The organism is Micromonospora sp. FIMYZ51 (assembly GCF_038246755.1).
Classification (GTDB): Bacteria; Actinomycetota; Actinomycetes; order Mycobacteriales; family Micromonosporaceae; genus Micromonospora.
Window position 1 is genome coordinate 54848 of sequence record NZ_CP134706.1, and the last position, 17361, is coordinate 72208.

Sequence of the window (17361 nt, forward strand, 5' to 3'; positions counted from 1 at the left end):
TTTCGTCAAGCGGGGACGGGGCTGGTCGGGCGGGGTTGGTAGGGGATCTTGTCGCGGAGCATGGCGTATAGGACGTCGCAGCGGCGTCGGGCGAGGCAGATGAGGGCGGCGTTGTGGCGTTTACCTTCGGCGCGTTTGCGGTCGTAGTAGGCGCGGCTGACGGGGTCTGCGAGGGATGCGAACGCGGCGAGGAAGAACGCGCGTTTGAGGTTCTTGTTGCCGCCTCGGGGTGGGTGCTCGCCGCGGATGCTGGTGCCGGAGCGTCGGGTGACGGGGGCGAGGCCGGCGTAGGCGGCGAGGTGGCCGGGGGTGGCGAAGGCGGTGCCGTCGCCGACTTCGAGCAGGATCGGGCGGCGGTCCTGACGCCGATGCCGGGCATCGATGTCAGGACCGGGGCAAGAGGGTGTGCATCAAGCATCCTCTCGACCTGGTCGGCGACTTGGTCGCGTTGGTGTAGGACGTCGCGGAGGCTGTCGGCGAGACGGGGCAGGATCGTCTCGGCTGCTTGGGTGCCGGGGACGGTGACGGTCTGTTCGTCGAGGGCTGCCATGAGCTGTTCGATGAGCCGTTCACCCATGCGGGGTGCGTGGACGGCGGCGATCGAGAGTAGTTTGCGGCGACCGGCTTTGCGGAGTCCGGCCGGTCCGCCGCAGCGCGACAGCAACTCCAGCACGGCCTTGTGGTGCACCTTCGGGCCGAGAACCCGTTCCAGGGCGGGATGAATCTGGGTGAGTAGTCCCCGGATACGGTTCGACACGCGCGTGGCCTCGCCAGCGAGGTCGTCGTCGAAGCCGACGAGGACCTCCAACTCGGCCAGAGCCTCATCTCCGACGTCGACCCGCCGCAGCGTGTGCGGCAGGGTGCGGGCGGCATCAGCGATGACATAGGCGTCGCGGGCGTCGGTCTTCGCGCTTCCGGGGTGCAGATCGGCGATCCGGCGCATCGCCAGGCCGGGCAGGTAGGCCACCTGATGACCGCATGCCCGAGCCACCGCGACCGGCAGGGCGCCGATCGAGGCGGGCTGGTCGACCACCACCAGCACCCGACCGTGGCCGGCGAGTTTGTCGAACAACTGCCTCAGCCGAGCCTCGGTGTTCGGCAACGGTGCGTCGTGCAGCCGCTTGCCGTCCGGCGCCAACCCGACCGCGTGATGATCACCCTTACCGACATCCAACCCGAGGTAGACGCCGTATCCGCCGTGCACCACACCCGCCTCCACGCATCGTCCGTGGCCTCGGCCACAGGTCCAGGCGTCGGACTGCCGGCACCCACGTTACGAAGAGACCAACCCCAAACAGGGCGGCCGTGTCCCTATCAGCGGTCCGCCGACGCCACCCGACCCGGCGACAACACCCCCCGGATCATGCCTACGACAGGGGCAGGAAGTCATACCGGGCCGGGCGACCGAGGAGTCCCCGGCTGGGGACGATCAAAAAGGTAACGAGGGTGGGGTGAGGGTGGTGAGAGGCTGTCGGGGTGGGGTAACCTAACGATCGTTCAGGCGCTCGGCGCGCAGGGGTGGCGAGGGGGTCGGCGTGACGGACGACGGTGCGGGGCTGGAGCAGCTGCGCAAGCGGGTCAAGGCCGGCGGCGCGGAGAAGTACCACGCGGCGAACGCGGCCAAGGGCAAGCTGTTCGCGCGGGAGCGGGTCGCGCTGCTTGTCGACGAGGGCTCGTTCGTCGAGGACGGGCTGTACGCGAACGCGCTCGCCGACGGGCTGCCCGCCGACGGTGTGGTGACCGGCACCGCCACCATCGACGGCCGCCAGGTCTGCCTGATGGCGAACGATTCCACGGTCAAGGCCGGCAGCTGGGGTGCGCGTACGGTCGAGAAGATCATCCGGATCATCGAGCGGGCCTACGACACCGGTGTGCCAATGGTCTACCTGGTCGACTCGGCCGGGGCCCGGATCACCGACCAGGTCGAGCTCTTCCCCGGCCGGCGCGGCGCCGGGAAGATCTTCTGGAACCAGGTACGCGCCTCCGGTTCGATCCCGCAGGTCTGCGCGCTGTTCGGGCCGAGCGCCGCAGGTGGCGCGTACATTCCGGCGTTCTGTGACGTGGTGGCCATGGTCGACGGCAACGCCAGCATGTATCTGGGCTCCGACCGGATGGTCGAGATGGTCACCGGCGAGAAGACCACCCTGGAGGCGATGGGCGGGGCCAAGGTGCACTGCGCCGAGTCGGGCGTCGGGCACTTCCTCTGCAAGTCCGAGGCCGAGGCGCTCGACGTGGTCAAGCGCTACCTGTCGTACCTGCCGGCGAACTGGACCCAGCGCCCGCCGGCCGCCGAGGCGGTCGACGCGCCGGGCAAGGCGGACCTGGCCGCGCTGGTGCCGGCGAGCGAACGGCAGGCGTTCGACATGCGGCGATACGTCAAGGGCCTACTTGACGAGGGTTCCTTCTTCGAGATCCAGGCGCTCTGGGCCAAGGAGCTGACCGTCGGCTTCGGCCGGCTGGGCGGCGAGGTCGTCGGCGTGGTCGGCAACAACTCGATGTTCAAGGGCGGGGTGCTCTTCGTCGACTCGGCCGACAAGGCGACCCGGTTCGTGCAGCTGTGCGACGCGTTCAACGTGCCACTGCTGTTCCTGAGCGACGTGCCCGGGTTCATGGTCGGCAGCGCGGTGGAGAAGCAGGGCATCATCCGGCACGGCGCCAAGATGATCACCGCGATCTCCGAGGCGACCGTACCCAAGATCTGCGTGGTGGTCCGCAAGGCGTACGGCGCGGGCCTCTACGCGATGGCCGGGCCGGGCTTCGAGCCGGACGCCACAATCGCCCTGCCCACCGCGAAGATCGCGGTGATGGGTGCGGAGGCGGCGGTGAACGCGGTCTACGCGAACAAGATCGCCGCGATCGAGGACGCGGACGAGCGGGCCGCCTTCGTCGCCGCCAAGCGCGCCGAGTACGAGCAGGACATCGACATCGTCCGGCTGGCCAGCGAACTGGTGATCGACGCGATCGTCGAGCCGCATGACCTGCGCGCCGAACTGATCCGCCGGTTCGCTGCGGCCGGTGGCAAGGAACGGCACTTCTCCCGCCGTCGGCACGGGGTCACCCCCGTCTGACCCGTCGTCCGGCCGGCGTCGGCGGTCCGGCCGCCCGATCAGCACCGGCACCGTCCCGGCGTCACGAGCGCCCGGTCATCCGTCCAAGGAGGAACCCGATGGACTTCCGGCTCAGCGAGGAGCACGAGGCGCTGCGCGACAGCGTGCGGGACTTCGCCCGCGAGATGGTCGCGCCGGTCATCGCCGAGCACTACGAACGGCACACCTTCCCGTACGAGATCATCCGGCAGATGGGCAAGATGGGCCTGTTCGGCCTGCCCTTCGCCGAGGAGTACGGCGGCATGGGTGGCGACTACTTCGCGCTCTGCCTGGCCCTGGAGGAGTTGGCCCGGGTCGACTCCAGCGTGGCGATCACGCTGGAGGCGGCGGTCTCGCTCGGCGCGATGCCGATCTACCGGTTCGGCACCGACGAGCAGAAGTCGCGGTGGTTGCCGAAGCTGCTCAGCGGCGAGGCGCTGGCCGGGTTCGGGCTCACCGAGCCGGGCTTCGGTTCGGATGCCGGCGGCACCGAGACGAGGGCGGTGCTGGACGGCGACGAGTGGGTGATCAACGGTTCGAAGGCGTTCATCACGAACTCGGGCACCGACATCACCGCGCTGGTCACCGTCACCGCCGTCACCGGCACCCGGCCGGACGGGGCGAAGGAACTGTCCACGATCATCGTGCCGAGCGGTACGCCCGGCTTCACCGTCGCGCCCGGCTACTCCAAGGTCGGCTGGACCGCCTCGGACACCCATGAACTGACCTTCGACGACTGCCGGGTGCCGGCGGCGAACCTGCTCGGTGCGCGTGGCCGGGGCTTCGCCCAGTTCCTGCGCATCCTGGACGAGGGCCGGATCGCCATCGCCGCGCTGGCCGTCGGCCTCGCGCAGGGCTGCGTCGACGAGTCCGTCAAGTACGCCGGCCAGCGCCACGCCTTCGGCCAGCCGATCGGGAACTACCAGGCGATCCAGTTCAAGGTCGCGGACATGGAGATGAAGGCGCACACCGCCCGGCTGGCGTACTACGACGCGGCGGCCCGGATGCTGGCCGGCGAGCCGTTCAAGCGCCAGGCGGCCATCGCCAAGCTGCACGCCAGCACCATCGCGGTGGACAACGCCCGGGAGGCGACCCAGATCCACGGCGGGTACGGGTTCATGAACGAGTACCCGGTGGCCCGGTTCTGGCGGGACTCCAAGATCCTGGAGATCGGCGAGGGCACCTCCGAGGTGCAGCGCATGATCATCGCTCGCGACCTGGGCCTGTAGTAACCGGTCCGGGCAGGCCGGGCCCGCGTTGGCGGGCGCGCCCCGGCTGGGAACGGGCCGGGCAGCCGCTCGCTGTCGGGTTTCGGCATCATCCGGTCGGGTGGCCGACGATGACGTGTCGGCTGTCGGGGCCGGCCCGTAGTGTCCCAGGCCATGACTTCGGGTCATGATCGTCTGTCCAACCCGGATCCGTCCTCGACCCTGGCCGGGCTGCTGCGGGGGCACCGCCTGGCCGCCGGGCTCACCCAGGCCGAGCTGGCGGCGCGTGCCGGCATCGGCGTACGGACGGTCCGTGACCTGGAACGGGGGCGCTCCTCACGACCGCAGCGCACCACCGTCGAGTTGCTCGCCGGTGCGCTCGGACTGGCCGGGGCGGAGCGTGGCGAGTTCCTGGCCGCCGCCCGGGGAACCGGTGCGCCGCCGGCAGCCGCCGATCCGGGCACGCCGCTGCACATACCGCCGCCGCCCGAGCTGATCGGCCGGGAACGGGATCTGACCGAACTCGCCACCACCCTTACCGAGCCACACGGTCCCCGGCTGGTGAGCCTGGTCGGGCTGGCCGGGGTGGGTAAGACGGCACTCGCGCTGGCCGCGGTCCACGCCGTCGCCGACGCCCATCCTGGCGGCACCGCCGGGGTGCTGGTCGGTGCCGGGTCGGACGCCGCCGACGTGCTCGCTGCCGCGCTCACGGTGTTCGGCGCGGCCCGGGACACCGAGTTGGCCGCCCGCCTCGGTGACCGGCGGGCACTGCTGCTTGTGGACGCCGCCGAACGGGCACCCGATCCGGTGGCCGGGACGTTGCGACGGCTCATCGACACGGTGCCGTCGTTGCGAGTGCTGGTGACCGGCCGGCACCCGGTGGGGCTGCCGGGTGAGCGGGTCCGTCCGGTGTCACCGCTGGACGTGCCGCCGCCCGGTGACACCGATCCCGCGAAGCTCGCCGGCTATCCGGCCGTGGCGTTGTTTCGGGCGCGGCTGGCCCAGGTCCGGCCCGAGCCGCCCGCGGATGCCGAGCTGCCGGCGCTCGCCGCGCTGGTCCGGCGGTTGGGCGGGCTGCCGTTGGCGATCGAGCTGATGGCGGCGCGTGGCCGCCTGCTCGACCTCACCGAACTGCTCGACCGGTACGGCGATCGGGTCCTGGACCTGGACACCTCGGCCGCGCCGCGCAGCGGCTGGCAGACGGGCCGGGCGCGGGGCGACGAGGCGCGGACGGCGGTGGCGGAGACGCTGCGGGACGCGGTGGCCACCAGCTACCGGCTGCTCGCCGACGAGGAACAGGGTGCGCTGCGCCGGCTCGCCGCGTTCCGCAACCGCTGGTCGGTGGAGCTGGCCGAGGAGATGCTCGCCGACGCGGACCACCCCGCCGACCCGGTTTCGTTACTGAACCGCTTCCTCGACCTGGGGCTGTTGAGCGTACGCGGCACCGGGCCGTTCCGCTTCCGGCTGGTCGACGCGGTCCGCGACTACGCCGTCGAGCAGGCCTCCGGTGCCGGCGAGTCGACCGCGATCCGCCGCCGGCACGCCCGAGTGATCACTCGACTGGTGGAGCGCACCGCACCCGGTCTGGCCGGTGCCGGTGCCAACGCTGCCGCGCACCGCCTCGACGAGGTCACCGCCGACATCAGCTCCGCGCTCGCGTACGCGGCGGTGGACGATCCGCTCACCGCGTTGCGTCTGGCGGCCAGCCTGCCCTGGTGGTGGCGACTGCGCGGGCGGGACGTACCGGGCCGGCAGTGGCTGCTGCGGTTGCTGGCCGACCCGCGTACCGCCGACGCCGATCCAGCACTGCGGGCCTGGGCGGCGCTCGGCGTCGCGCTGCTGGCCGGTGAGCACGGTGCGGCCGGCGAGGAGGTACACAGCGCTCGGGTGGCGCTGGAGGCGTTTCGTCGCCTCGGTGATCTGCCCGGTGAGCTGGAGGCGCGCATCGTGCTGGGTGCCCTGCTGGCCGCCACCGGCCAGCCCGAGCCGGCGCGAGCGCAGGCGGAGGCAGCCCTGGCGGCGGCCACCGACGGCGGGCTGGTCCGCCAGATGGCGGTCGCGCAACACCACCTCGCATGGCACGAGATCCGCGTCGGCGAGCTGGCTGCGGCCCGCCGCCGGCTGGCCATTGTGGACCGCCTCGGCGGGCAGTGTGGGGAGCAGCGACTGCGGGTGTTGGCGCGGGGCACGGTCGCGGAGGTGTTCCGGCTGGAGGGCCGGTACGCGGAGGCGGCCGACGAGGCGCGACGGGTGCTGATGGCCCTCGCCGACCTGGGCGTGCCGCGGCATCGGCGTCGGGTGCTCGGCACGCTGGGGTTGGCACTCGCCCAGGACGGTCGGGCCGCGGAGGCTGCCCAGGCGCTCGTGGAACTGCGCCCGCTGGGCGCCACTGGGGCGCTGGTCGAGGGGCACCTCGCCCTGCATCGGGGTGATCGGGAGGTGGCGGCGGAATGGTTCGCCGCCGCAGCGGAGACGGTCGGGGCGGACCGGACCCGCCGCACCGTGGTGGAGGCGCTGGTCGGCCTGGCCGCGAGCACCTCGGATCCGGCGGTGCTCGACCGGCTGGACCTGATCTGCCGGGAGACCGGTATCCGGCTGTTGCGGCAGGAAGCGGAGTTGCTGTACGCGCTCTTCGCGGCCCGGAGCGAGGTGTCTGCGAACGCTACTGCCGAACGCGGACGACCGGGCCAGCAGCGGCCCGGTCGTCCGGTGATGCGGACGGGGGTGGCGCGGGCGAGGAAGCCCCCTGTTGCCACCCCTCGCTCATCGCCCGCGCCGGCACCCCCCGATGCGCCCCCGCTGACGCGAGACTAGCCAGGCGACACCAGGCCAACTGTCGGGTTTGATGATGTATCGACCATTGGTCGGCTGGTTCTGCCGGTCTTTCTGCCGGTGGTGTCACGCTCGGCTGGCTGGCCGGACACCGAGAGTTCCGGGCGTGGTCGCCGGAAATCCTCCGGGGCAATGCTCCGATCCCCTGCGGCGGGCGGCCTCAGCAGGCGTCCGACGTGTTGTCGGTGTCACCGTTGCTGCCCGCCGTGGCGCAGGGATTCACCGCGTCGCGTACCTGGCGTAGGCCGTCGAGCACGGCCTCCAGCGCGGGTGGTTCGAGCTGGCCGGTGAACCAGTCCTCGATGAGTTGGAGGTGGCCGGGCAGGCACTCGTCGAGTCGGGTCAGGCCGGAGGGCGTGACGACCGCGAACGAACTGCGCCGGTCGGAGGGGCAGGCGCGGCGCACGATCAGGCCACCGCGTTCCATCCGGTCCACCACTCGGGTGACACCGCTTGTGGAAAGGGAGGTCTGGGCGGCGAGGTCGGTCATCCGGAGTTGGTTGCCGGGTGATCTGGCGAGGCGGGTCAACACTTCGAACTCGACCGATGACAGGCCGTGCTCGTCGAGCTGGGCGGCGAACCTCGCAGACAGCCCGGCGTGCACCTCGAAGAGCAGGCCGACGGCGGTGATCCGAGGGTCGTCGAACACATTCGGGTTCACCAGGTCATCCTACCAGTACTTGACACGGGGAATATTGTCGCAGCTATAGTTGCTGACGCAGCCGTTGGGCTAACAAACAATCTCCCGGAGGGCAGTCTCTCATGACCAGCAGCACCGAGTCGGTTACCCGCGACTGGAACGGCCTCACCATCCCGGCGGCCGGCACCTATCTGCTGGACGCGGCGCACAAGCGGGTCGGGTTCGTCGCCCGGCACATGATGGTGAGCAAGGTACGCGGTGAGTTCGCCGACGCCAGCGCGACCATCACCATCGCCGAGGAGCCCCTTGAGTCCTCGGTCACGGCCACCATTCAGGCCGCCAGCATCAACACCGCGCAGGCCGACCGGGACGCGCACCTGCGCAGCCCGGAGTTCCTCGACGTGGAGAAGTTCGCCACCCTGGAGTACCGCAGCACCGGGGTGAAGTCCCACGAGGGCAACGAGTTCGTCCTCGCCGGTGAGCTGACGATCAAGGACGTGACCCGTCCGGTCGACCTGAAGGTCGAGTTCGAGGGCGTCGGGCGCAGCCCGTTCGGCCAGGACATCTTCGGGTTTTCCGCGTCCACCGAGATCGATCGCGAGGAGTTCGGCCTGACCTGGAACGTCGCCCTGGAGTCGGGCGGTGTCCTGGTGGGCAAGAAGGTCAAGATCGAGATCGAGGGTGAGGCTATCCGCCAGGCCTGATCTCCGTACGCCCCGACCGGCCCGCGCTCGCACCGCGCGGGCCGGTCGGCTGTGCTTCGGGCCGGCATCGTGCTTCCGGCCGACGCGGCCGGCATTATCGTGCTTCCGGCCGGCGCGGGCCGGCATCGTGCTTCCGGCCGACGCAGCCGGCATTATCGTGCTCCGGCCGGTGCCTGCCGGTCGGCTGTGCTCCGACCGCGCCGGGTACTCCCGGCGGTTGCCGGCCGGCTCGGGGCTGGCGATGCGATGCGAATTGTCACAGGTTGTTCGCCGGTCGATCCGCTGGCCACCCTGCCGGCTGGGTAGAGATTCCGACGGAGGTGCTCCGACCCCTGGTCACGTCGGTGGTTCCGTCCGCACCGGGCGGGTGGACTGCGACAACGGGCCGATCTTGGCCCGACCGGGCCGGGCGCCTGCACCGAGTATGGTTCACGAAGCGCTGCGGAGCGGGTACCGTTCCGTCGCGTCGCGCGCCGGGAGGAAACATGGGCAGGGACGTCGACCGAGCCGCCTTCTCCCGGGAGGACCGGGTCCGATACCGGCAGAAGGTCCGCCGCTGTCTGGACGTTTTCGCGTTGATGCTCGACGACTTCGGGTTCGACGCCGACCGGCCGATGACCGGGTTGGAGATCGAGCTCAACCTGGTGGACCCGAACGCCGAGCCCGCGATGCGCAACGACGAGATTCTCGCGGCCATCGCCGACCCGCTGTTCCAGACCGAGTTGGGACGCTTCAACCTGGAGTTGAACGCGAACCCGCGACTGATCGAGGGCAAGGGATTCGCCGACTACGAGCGTGATCTGAGCGGCAGCCTGAGCCGGGCGAACGACCGGGCGGCCCAATCGGACACCCGGATCGTCCTGGTCGGCATCCTGCCCACGCTTACCGAACGGCATCTGGTGGCGGAGAACCTCTCCACCAACGAGCGGTACCGGGTGCTCAACGACCAGATCGTCGGTGCCCGGGGCGAGGACATCGAACTCGACATCCGGGGCGTCGAGCGGCTGCGTACGCACACCGACTCGATCGCGCCGGAGGCGGCGTGCACCAGCCTCCAGTTCCACCTCCAGGTCGCGCCGGACAGCTTCGCGGACTACTGGAACGCCTCACAGGCGATCGCGGCGGCCCAGGTGGCGGTGGGCGCCAACTCGCCTTTCCTGTACGGGCGGCAGCTCTGGGCGGAAACCCGGATCGCCCTGTTCGAGCAGGCCACCGACACCCGACCGGACGAGTTGAAGGCCCAGGGCGTACGCCCCCGGGTGTGGTTCGGTGAGCGCTGGATCACCTCGATCTTCGACCTCTTCGAGGAGAACGTCCGCTACTTTCCGCCGCTGCTGCCGATCTGCGAGACCGAGGACCCGGTGCAGGTGCTGCACGCCGGTGGCGTACCGGAGTTGGCCGAGCTGCGACTGCACAACGGCACGGTCTACCGGTGGAACCGACCGGTCTACGACATCATGGACGGCCGCCCGCACCTGCGGGTGGAGAACCGGGTGCTACCGGCCGGACCGACCGTTGTCGACATGCTGGCCAACGCCGCCTTCTACTTCGGGCTGGTGCGAGGGCTGGCCGAGGCCGACCGACCGATCTGGAGCCAGCTCACCTTCAGCTCGGCCGAGGAGAACTTCCACGCCGCCGCCCGACGCGGAATGGATGCCATCCTGCACTGGCCACGGCTGGGCGAGGTGCCGGTGACCAAGCTGGTGCTCGACGTGCTGCTGCCGATCGCCTCGGCCGGGCTCGACGGCTTCGGGGTGGCACCGGCCGAGCGCGATCGCCTGCTCGGCATCATCGAGCAGCGTTGCCGTACCGGCCGTAACGGGGCAGCCTGGCAGACCCTCACGGTCTGGGCCGCCGAGCGGCACCGGAATCTGGACCGCCACGCGGCACTGCGCCACATGTTGCAGCGCTACGCGGAGTTGCAGCGCACCAACGAGCCGGTGCACAGCTGGCCGATCGACTGACTGGCCACCGGCGAGGGATGCGTCAGCGCGGCTTACGTGGAGTCCGGCTCCGGCGACCCGTTCCCGCGCCATCGGTCCCGGTACCGCCCCCGGCACCTCCGGACGGACCATCGGCCTCGGGGCCGTGAGATGGAACGTCGGCCTCGGGGCCGTGAGGCGGAACGTCGGCCTCGGGGCCTTCGGGCGTGGTGCCGGTGGGCGGGGATGCTGGGACGCTCCGACCCGCCCTGCCGCCGGTGCTCGTGCCACCGCGCCCGCTCGTGCCGCCGGCTCCGCTCGTGCCACCGGGCCCACCAGCTCCGCTCGTGCCGCTGGCTCCGCTCGTGCCACCGCGCCCGCTCGTGCCACCGCGCCCGCTCGTGCCGCTGGCTCCGCTCGTGCCGCTGGCGGTCGTCGGGGCGGTGGGCGTCGTCGGGTCGCTGCCTGCCGTGCCGCCCGGAGCGCTGCCGGCCAGGTCGTCGGAGCCAGCCCGCTGCCGAGGCACCGTGGCGGTGGGTACCGGGTCAGCCGTGGCGGTGGGTACCGGGTCGGTCGGAGCGGTGGCTCCGCCGCCGGTCGGTTTACTGGCCGCCCGCCGGGCCGCCCGCTGCGCGAGCGCCGCGACCAGGACGGAACCGCCGACGCCGACGATCACCGCGTACGGGGCGATGAGGTGGGCGGACACCTGCTCCGGGCTGATCGCGGTCAACCTTGGCACGGCCAGGAAGTACGCGACCGCGACCAGCAACGGACCGGCCGCGCCCGAGGCGGTGGCACCGACCCGACGATCCGCCTCGCGGACCCCCCGCCGGGCGGCCAGCGTTCCGATCAGCAGGGCCGACCCGAGCGAGAGGACCGCCCCGGGCCAGTAGAAGTAGTCCCGGATCCAGAACTGGTCGCTGCCGGAGCTGAGTTGCCAGATGCCGAGCTGCGCGGTGGTCAGTCCACGACCGGCGAGCACCGAGTCGACCACCGCGACCACCGCGAGCAGCCACAACCAGCAAGCGGTGGCGATGACGTTGGTGGCCGCCGCCCGGCAACGCAACGCCCAGTGTGCGACAAGCGCACCGATCAGTACGCCGAGTGCCGCGTACCCGGCGGCCATGTCCCGGGGCGACGGAGTGTCCGGCACCACCGCAACCCGTGCCGGTACGGCGACCAGCAGCACCGTGATCAGGGCACCCAGCGCGGCGGCCCCGGACAGGGCGCTCCACCACAGGCCGTCCCTGCCCCGCTGGCCGGCCGCACCGGGTGGATCGTCGGCAGGATGCGCCGGCGTACTCGGCACGGTGGCGGTGCGGCGGAGATCCTCGGTGGCGGTCGAGCGGCGATCATGCAACCGCTGGGCGCAGACCGCACCGAAGATGGTCGAGGTGGCGGCGATCCAGGTGGCCCAGATCAGGCTGGCCGCCCAGGCCGCCGTGCTGGCGGTCGTCTCGGCCGGCGCCCAGTTGAGGATGCCCAGGCCGTACCCGAAGCCCAGTTGCGCCGCCCCGGCACCGGCGGCCACGCCGGCCGCCGTGGCGATCGATCCTCCCCAGCCCACTCTGGCCATGCGGGGGAGCGTAACGTCCTGTGGTCGGTGCGGCGAGTCGTACGCGGTACCAGGCGATGGATGGTGACGGAAAGTGTTTGGCGTCGACGGGTACGGTCGCCGGTGACAGGGCGGTGGGCGGGATGACGGACGGGACCATGGACGGGCGGCCGGGGCGCGGTGACGGCGGCCCGGATCGCACGCTTATCGTCGGCGGCAGCCTCGCGGCTCTGCTGCTCGCGGTCATCGGGGCGGCCGGCGGCTGGGTGTTGGCCGGCGACCAGCGACCGCCGACGACTGCCGTACCGGCCGATGCGGCCGGCAGCCGCACCCCCAGCCCTCAGCCGACCAAGTCGCCACCGCGGGCCCGGCCGACCTCGGCTGCCCCGCCGAGCAGTGCCGCGCCGACCCGGTCGGCCGGGCTCACCGTGCCGGACCTGGTTGGGATGGACTTCGAGGAGGCCCGGGAGGAACTGCGTGACCGGGGACTGGGCTGGCAGTTCGTCTTCGGCAGTGGAGACAGTTCCAGCGTGCGGAGCACCAACCCGGCGGCGGGTACGCCGGTGAAGCGCGGTATCACCGTTGTGATCAATGTGGCCGGGCAGGCACCGCCGAACGAGGTGCCGGATCTGCTCGGGGAGAAGTGCCGGGATGCCGGCGACGAGCTGGTCGACGACGGTTTCTCGCCTCGCTACCCGACCGGGCGATCCGGCACGGTGACCGCCCAGGACCCGGTTGGCGGCACCGTCCTGCGGTGGAACGACATCGTCGCCATCTCCTGCGGCACCCCCGGGGCCTGAGGCGAAGGTGCCCTTTCGGGGGCACTTTCGTCCAAACATCTCTGCTCAGCTGACACGCACGGTGGTGCGATGGTGCGCGGCGGTGGGGCGGGTAACCAGTAGGTTGGCGTCAAGGGCCTCGATGCCCGCCCGGGCTGGCGGAAGGGGACGTGCGATGAGCGACGACCGCCAGGAGCCGCCCGACGACCAGACCCGCCCGATGCCATCGGCGGCTGCCGGTGACCCCGACCAGACGGCCCCGTTCGGGCGTACGCCCGAGGAGACCGCGCCGTTGCCGCCAGCGCAGCGGTCGGAGCCGGCGTGGTCCGGGCGTGCGGAGGTGCCGGCGGTCCGGCCGGGCGACGATCGGGAACCGGCGGGCGGTGACTGGTACGGCGACGAGCCGGCCCGCCCCTGGTGGCTGCCGATCCTCTGGGGGGTTCTCCTGTTGCTCCTGCTCGGCGTGATCGGGGTGGGGGTGTGGCTGGCGCGGCAGGCCGTGGAGGACGATGGGCCAGCGCCGCAGCCACCGCAAGCGACCACAGCCGCCCCGCCGACCACCCGGTCGGCCTCGCCCACTCCGTCGTCGTCGCCCTCGCCGACGGCCAGCCCCACTCCGGTTGAGCTGCCGATGCCGCCGCTGGTCGGCAGTTCGGAGGCGGCGGCCCGGGCGGTGCTGGATCGGCTCGGTCTCGACCATCGGGTGGAGTACCGCCGGTCGGATCAGCCGGCGGGCACGGTCATCGCCACCGATCCGGAGGAGGGTGAGCTGGTCGAGGTGGGCGACGAGGTCACGCTTGTGGTCGCCCAAACCAGCCCGAGCCCGTCGCCGACGACCGGTCCGCCGACCACCGAACCGACCGGCACGCCGAGCCCCACCGGTTGACCTCGGCCGCTGCCTCGGGTTGTCGGCCCGGCCCATTCACCACATGCGGCGTCTGGTGCCGACGAGTCCCAGCCCGGCGAGCGAGATCGTCAATCCGAACAGGCCCGACCAGAAGAGCGAACGACTGAGTTCGTCGGCGCTGTGCGTACCGGTCGCGTGGCCGCGTCCGGTCGGTTCGTCACCGGGTGGGGCGGCGTCGCCGTATCCCGAGGCGTCGCCGGGCAGGCCGTCGCCGGGCAGGCCGTCGCCGGGCAGGCCGTCGCCGGGCTGGTGGGCCGGGGCGAAGTCGTCCCACGCGCCGCCTCGCCCGTCCGGTTCGAGTGGATCGCTCTCCACCACGGTGATCTCGGGAGCGGGCACCGGCTCGGCCAGCCGGGTGGACGACAGGGCTGGATCGCGGACCAGTACCACCAGGATGGTGGCACCGAGCAGTGCCAGGAGTCCGAAGGAGTGGACGATACGGGACCGATGGGGCCACCGTGCGGACAGATTGACCATGGCCATCCCAGGTTCGAGGTCCTGGAATGCGCGGGTGAAGACGTGCCGGGGCGGGCACACCGATTCTATGGCGCCGGTATGCCCGCCGGTGGCGGTTCAGGATGCTTGGGGCACCCTGATCGAGCCTCGGCCGGCCGGCCGGCGAGCCGAGCGCACGGCGTGCGGACGTGGCTGCCCGGCGGCTTGCAACTGCCGCAGCCCGGCCCGCTGAACGAAGATCGAGCGTCGGTTGACCGCGTCCCCCGCCGCGTTCAACTCGTAGCCTTCGAGCCAGACCCAGCCGTCGTAGGTCGGCCGGTCGAGCACCCGGATCACCCGGAACAGGATGGGTCTGCGGAACTGGACACTCGCCGCGCGTGTCACGTGCAGTACGTCACCGGAGCGGGGAAGCACATGGGCTCCTGAGGAGGTTGGCCGGCGCAGGGGCCGGCAGGGTTGTCGGGGGGACGCCGGCGACGAGGTGGGTGTCTCGCGGACCGGTTGGTACGGCTGCCCGGCCGGCCCGGATCCGCTGGTGGCGTACCGGTGCTCGACCGCGTCGACCGCCCCGTCTCGGTCGTGGTGATCACGTTGAGAGACAGAGCCGGGACGGTGCGTGACCCGGGTCATAGGACAGATTGCATCAGGGGCGTACTTCATGCAAGTTGCAAGTCGCTGTTTGCCGATACGTGAGCGGCTCGCGCGAAACGGCGCTTGAACGTGCTACCGCCCGGACGGCACACTGAGGGCCGGTTTCGCCCGTCGCGGCCGGGCCGAGGTCCGGAACCACCCCATGCCGCGAACGCCCGCCGCCCGATGGTCGCGCGCCCCAGGCGGGGTGGTGAGAACGGCGCGTCGAGGCGGGAGAGGTGACACCGTGAGCGAGCGGCGCAGCCCGACCATCCGGCGGCGCCGGCTCGGCGCAGAACTGCGCCGCCAGCGCGAAGCTGCCGGCATCACCATCGAGGCAGTCGCGGAGCAGCTGGAGTGCTCGGCGTCGAAGATCTCCCGGATCGAGACCGGCCACACCAGCGTGACCCCGCGCGACGTGCGGGACATGCTCCGGATCTACGGCGTGGTGGGTCCCGAGAGCGACGAGCTGGTGCAGATTGCCCGCGAGGCGCGACAGAAGGGTTGGTGGCACCCCTACAGCACGGTGCTGGTCGGTGCGTACGTGGGCCTGGAGGCGGCGGCCAGCTCGATCCGCGCGTACGAGCAGCAGGTCGTCCCGGGTCTGCTGGAGACCGAGGAGTACGCCAGCGCGATGATCCGGGCCGCCCGCCCGGATTTCACCGCCGACCAGGTGCGGCAACGGGTGCGTGTCCGAATCGGCCGCCAGTCGTTGTTGACCCAGGATGATCCGGCCGATCTATGGGTGGTGCTCGATGAGGCGGTGATGTGCCGTCCGGTTGGCGGGGACGCGGTCATGCGTGACCAACTGCGCCGGCTGGTGGAGGTGGCCCAGTTGCCGAACGTGACGCTCCAGATCCTGCCGTTCGAGGTGGGGGCGCACGCCGGCATGGACGGCACCTTCACGATCCTCAGCTTCCCCGAACCCGGTGATCCGGATGTCGTGTACGCGGAGAACGCCACGGGTGGGCTCTTCCTGGAGAAGAGCGACGAACTACAGAAGTACAGCTTCATCTTCGATCACATTCGAGCAGCGGCCATGCGTCCGGAGGAGTCCGTCGGGTACATCGCGAGACTGGCAGAGGAGCCGTTGTGGAAATGGCCGCGCAAGGATTCCGGGTCGACCTGACGCAGGCGCACTGGTTCAAGAGCTCGAAGAGCGGACCGAACTGTGACAACTGCGTGGAGGTGGCCTACGTGACCGGGGCGATCGGAGTCCGGGACTCGAAAGACAAGACAGGTCCCGCTCTCGTTTTCGCCCCGGGTGACTGGCACGCCTTCGTCGCCAGCACTCGGAACGGCGCCTTCGGCCGGGGCTGACCCACCCCCGGGACAGTGCTGACGGGTCCCCGTCCGGCGTGGCCGGGCGGGGACCTCACGCATCAGCCGCCGGTTACCGTCGCCACAACGTGTCCGTCTCGTTGTACCTGTCGGTACGCGCTGGTCGACATCCCCCCGAGCAGGGCGGGTAACCGAGCGAGGCAGGCGAGACGATGACGAGTATCGGGTCAGAGAACCTCACCAACGGGCCGGGCAAGCCGGAGCGGTTCGGCGGCAAGTACCGCGGTGCCCGCCGGGACACGGTGTTGACCGAGGTGGTGTCGACAGAAACCGAGGCCGGGCGGGACGGCGCGGTGGCAACCGAGCCGGCCGCGGCGCCGCTCACCCTGCCGTCGCTGGATCCCAACCCGCTCACCGAACCGTCGTTCCCGGCGTCCGGCTGGTCGACCGGGGACAGCGAATCCCTGGTGGACCACCCGCTGTTGCGGGGCCTGATGATGGAGTTGCCGCCCAGGGGCAGCGTGCCGCCCCCGGGCTGGCTGGACCGCTGGTTCGAGGCGACCCGGGCGATCCTGGAACTGCTATACGTGCAGAGCGCTGGCCGAATGCGCTGAGGCCGTGGCCCGCTCCGGCATGGCCCGCTCGGCGAGCCGGTTGTGACGCAGCGCGTGCCGTACGCCGATGGCCGCGACGCCAAGCGCCGCGATGGTGGTGGCGGGCCCGGTCGCACCGGGTCCGAGGAGTTGGCTGGCACCGCTCGCCGTGATCAGGGCCGGGACCAGGGCCAACCCGGTCACCTGCAACGGCAGCCCGATCAGTGGGTGCGCGGCGGCGGCCCGCAACCCGTGCGGAGCCGGTGTCCGGGCGGCGACGGCCAGGGCGCCCGCTCCGGCCCGCAGCCGGCGCAACCGGCGTACCGTGCAGACCGCCACCACAAGCGCCGGGATCGCGGCCAGCGCGAGCCCGCCAGCGGCCCGGTCGGCCATGGTCGCACCGGCGGTGGCCAGGCCAGCGATCGGCAGAGCCACCGTCAGACCGAGCCCGGCCAGGGTCAGCGCGAGCAGCCAGCCGGCGTGCCGGCGGAGCCCGCGGGCGTGGGTCAGCCGGGGCAACCCGTCGGCGAGGTAGCCGGCGAACCACCAGACGGCGGCGACCGGGAGCAGGAGGGCGAGATGGCTCTGCATGTCCCTCAGCCTTTCCCGGATTCCCCGTCAGCGAATCCGGGCCCGCCCCCGGTTCGCCCCGTACCCGTCCCCGTAGGGGAATCATCGCGCCAGTGTGATGGGGAATCCGACATGTTTATCTGCCTCCGTACCCCGAACTACCCTCACGTAGATCGGCATTTATCGATCAACTTGCCA

The 17361-nt window shown here is 71.4% G+C and carries 14 protein-coding genes and 2 pseudogenes; 10 read left to right on the plus strand and 6 right to left on the minus strand.

All coding sequences use genetic code 11. The features are described 5' to 3' along the window. Positions 1 to 5 precede the first annotated feature (5 nt). Positions 6 to 1204, minus strand: a pseudogene (locus QQG74_RS00290) (IS110 family transposase). A gap of 331 nt (positions 1205 to 1535) precedes the next feature. On the opposite strand from QQG74_RS00290, the gene QQG74_RS00295 reads away from it, so the two are divergent. The 3 genes and pseudogenes from QQG74_RS00295 to QQG74_RS00305 all read left to right on the plus strand — a co-directional run. Beyond that, complete coding sequence (locus tag QQG74_RS00295) at positions 1536 to 3068, plus strand: acyl-CoA carboxylase subunit beta (protein ID WP_341718296.1); 1533 nt, start codon at positions 1536 to 1538, stop codon at positions 3066 to 3068. A gap of 98 nt (positions 3069 to 3166) precedes the next feature. Continuing rightward, entirely contained in the window at positions 3167 to 4315 is a 1149-nt protein-coding gene (locus tag QQG74_RS00300; protein ID WP_341718297.1) for an acyl-CoA dehydrogenase family protein, read from the plus strand. A gap of 153 nt (positions 4316 to 4468) precedes the next feature. Beyond that, a pseudogene (locus QQG74_RS00305) lies at positions 4469 to 6925 on the plus strand (helix-turn-helix domain-containing protein); the annotation flags it as partial. Between the two features lie 361 nt (positions 6926 to 7286). On the opposite strand, the gene QQG74_RS00310 reads toward QQG74_RS00305, so the two are convergent. Further along, complete coding sequence (locus QQG74_RS00310) at positions 7287 to 7787, minus strand: MarR family transcriptional regulator (RefSeq protein ID WP_341718298.1); 501 nt, start codon at positions 7785 to 7787, stop codon at positions 7287 to 7289. A gap of 101 nt (positions 7788 to 7888) precedes the next feature. Here QQG74_RS00310 and QQG74_RS00315 point away from each other — a divergent pair, with 101 nt between their 5' ends. Continuing rightward, complete coding sequence (locus tag QQG74_RS00315; protein ID WP_341718299.1) at positions 7889 to 8470, plus strand: YceI family protein; 582 nt, start codon at positions 7889 to 7891, stop codon at positions 8468 to 8470. Positions 8471 to 8955: 485 nt separating this feature from the next. Then, the gene (locus tag QQG74_RS00320; protein ID WP_341718300.1) at positions 8956 to 10434 is read left to right on the plus strand and encodes a glutamate--cysteine ligase; all 1479 of its coding nucleotides are present in this window, start codon (positions 8956 to 8958) and stop codon (positions 10432 to 10434) included. A gap of 22 nt (positions 10435 to 10456) precedes the next feature. On the opposite strand, the gene QQG74_RS00325 is transcribed toward QQG74_RS00320, so the two are convergent. Next, positions 10457 to 11968, minus strand: a complete 1512-nt coding sequence (locus QQG74_RS00325) for a hypothetical protein (RefSeq protein WP_341718301.1) — start codon at positions 11966 to 11968, stop codon at positions 10457 to 10459. A 122-nt stretch (positions 11969 to 12090) separates the two neighbouring features. Here QQG74_RS00325 and QQG74_RS00330 point away from each other — a divergent pair, with 122 nt between their 5' ends. Then, positions 12091 to 12747 carry a PASTA domain-containing protein gene (locus tag QQG74_RS00330; RefSeq protein ID WP_341718302.1) on the plus strand — a complete coding sequence of 219 codons (657 nt, stop codon included), beginning with the start codon at positions 12091 to 12093 and terminating at the stop codon, positions 12745 to 12747. 154 nt (positions 12748 to 12901) lie between these two features. Further along, complete coding sequence (locus QQG74_RS00335) at positions 12902 to 13612, plus strand: PASTA domain-containing protein (protein WP_341718303.1); 711 nt, start codon at positions 12902 to 12904, stop codon at positions 13610 to 13612. Between the two features lie 36 nt (positions 13613 to 13648). Here the strand turns inward: QQG74_RS00335 and QQG74_RS00340 are convergent, their stop codons facing one another. After that, on the minus strand, positions 13649 to 14116 hold the full coding sequence (locus tag QQG74_RS00340; protein WP_341718304.1) for a hypothetical protein: 468 nt from the start codon (positions 14114 to 14116) through the stop codon (positions 13649 to 13651). Between the two features lie 90 nt (positions 14117 to 14206). Beyond that, a complete protein-coding gene (locus QQG74_RS00345) occupies positions 14207 to 14503 on the minus strand; it encodes a hypothetical protein (protein ID WP_341718305.1) in 297 nt (98 codons plus the stop codon). Positions 14504 to 14966: 463 nt separating this feature from the next. On the opposite strand from QQG74_RS00345, the gene QQG74_RS00350 reads away from it, so the two are divergent. From QQG74_RS00350 to QQG74_RS00360, 3 genes are all read left to right on the plus strand, one after another. Then, the gene (locus QQG74_RS00350) at positions 14967 to 15848 is read left to right on the plus strand and encodes a helix-turn-helix transcriptional regulator (RefSeq protein WP_341718306.1); all 882 of its coding nucleotides are present in this window, start codon (positions 14967 to 14969) and stop codon (positions 15846 to 15848) included. Further along, on the plus strand, positions 15818 to 16039 hold the full coding sequence (locus QQG74_RS00355) for a DUF397 domain-containing protein (RefSeq protein WP_341718307.1): 222 nt from the start codon (positions 15818 to 15820) through the stop codon (positions 16037 to 16039). The genes QQG74_RS00350 and QQG74_RS00355 overlap by 31 nt, the downstream gene beginning before the upstream one ends. A 173-nt stretch (positions 16040 to 16212) precedes the next feature. Continuing rightward, positions 16213 to 16614, plus strand: a complete 402-nt coding sequence (locus QQG74_RS00360) for a hypothetical protein (protein ID WP_341718308.1) — start codon at positions 16213 to 16215, stop codon at positions 16612 to 16614. Here the strand turns inward: QQG74_RS00360 and QQG74_RS00365 are convergent. Then, complete coding sequence (locus QQG74_RS00365; RefSeq protein WP_341718309.1) at positions 16582 to 17184, minus strand: hypothetical protein; 603 nt, start codon at positions 17182 to 17184, stop codon at positions 16582 to 16584. The two genes, QQG74_RS00360 and QQG74_RS00365, sit on opposite strands and share 33 nt — an antisense overlap. Positions 17185 to 17361 lie beyond the last annotated feature (177 nt).